Source organism: Streptococcus sp. 1004_SSPC (assembly GCF_001069025.1).
In the GTDB taxonomy this organism is placed as follows: domain Bacteria; phylum Bacillota; class Bacilli; order Lactobacillales; family Streptococcaceae; genus Streptococcus; species Streptococcus vestibularis.
In genome coordinates this window covers 1-1055 of record NZ_JWGQ01000073.1, presented here as the reverse complement: position 1 = coordinate 1055, position 1055 = coordinate 1, and the positions used below count along the sequence as shown (strand labels likewise).

General features: G+C 41.6%; 1 protein-coding gene. It reads right to left on the bottom strand.

Going from position 1 to position 1055, the window contains the following annotated elements; translation table 11 throughout:
* Positions 1-1055 (bottom strand): SH3 domain-containing protein (locus ADF62_RS05690; RefSeq protein ID WP_048788295.1); only part of this gene is annotated, 1055 nt, incomplete at both ends.

Here is a 1055-nt window from a genome sequence, read left to right as displayed (position 1 = left end):
TTGGGATTCAGTAGATTGAGGCACTGTAGCTTTAGTTTCTGTGATATAGGTTCTCTTACCATTTAACATATAGTAAAGATGTACAGAATAAGTACCAGCATCGCCCTTATGGCTAGCTGTGTCTACATGAACCTTGTAACTTCCGTCTGATTGTTTGTCAGCATGGTACCATGTAAGGTCATCTTGGCCATTCTTATCTGACCAGATTGGAACACGCACTTCTTTAACTTCCTTGCCACCACCTGAAACATTGGTTACGACTACATCAAAGCCATTAGACGTTTGATTGTTGATAGTAAGGTTACCAGAAACACGGTTTTCTTGTGGCTTAGACTCAGTAGTTTTCAAGGTCGCAATATCCACATAACGACGTGTACCACTATAACTAATGTAAGAAATCCATTGGTGGTTATCCGCAGTCAAGACCTTGTCATAGTTCACTTTGTAGCCTTTTTCCAAGGTATAAAGCGTTTCTGCAGAAGCCTTAGGTTCATTTTTAACATTCAAGCTACGTGTCACATTATAAGTACCACTTGCTGGGAGCTTTTCAGCACCTGTAGTTTCTGGTTTTGCTTGATTAGTCTCTGTTGGTTTAACACTTGGTGTTTCAGCTTTGGCAGGTGTCAAAGTCGCAATATCTGCATAGTAGCGAACATAGTCATAACCAAGGTAAGAAATCCATTGGTGATTATCAGCTGTCAAAACTTTATCATAGATGACATGGTCACCCTTGCCGAAAACAAAAGTGGGTTTGAGGTCTGCTTTTGGTTCTTTCTTAATATCTGTGTTACGTGTAAAGTAGAAAGTTCCTGTCGCTGGGATATCCAGAGCACCTGTTGTAGCTTGAGCGCCATTAGAAGGTTTACCATCCCCATTACCACTATTACCGTTACCACTATTACCGTTACCACTACCAGCTGCCACTGGTTTCACTGGCGCATAACGACGCACACCAGAGTATGATTTGTAGCTAATCCATTGGTAGCCATCAGCTGTCACAACTTGATCGTAAAAGACGCTATCCCCTGGATTTACATAAAATTCAGCCTTGGCAG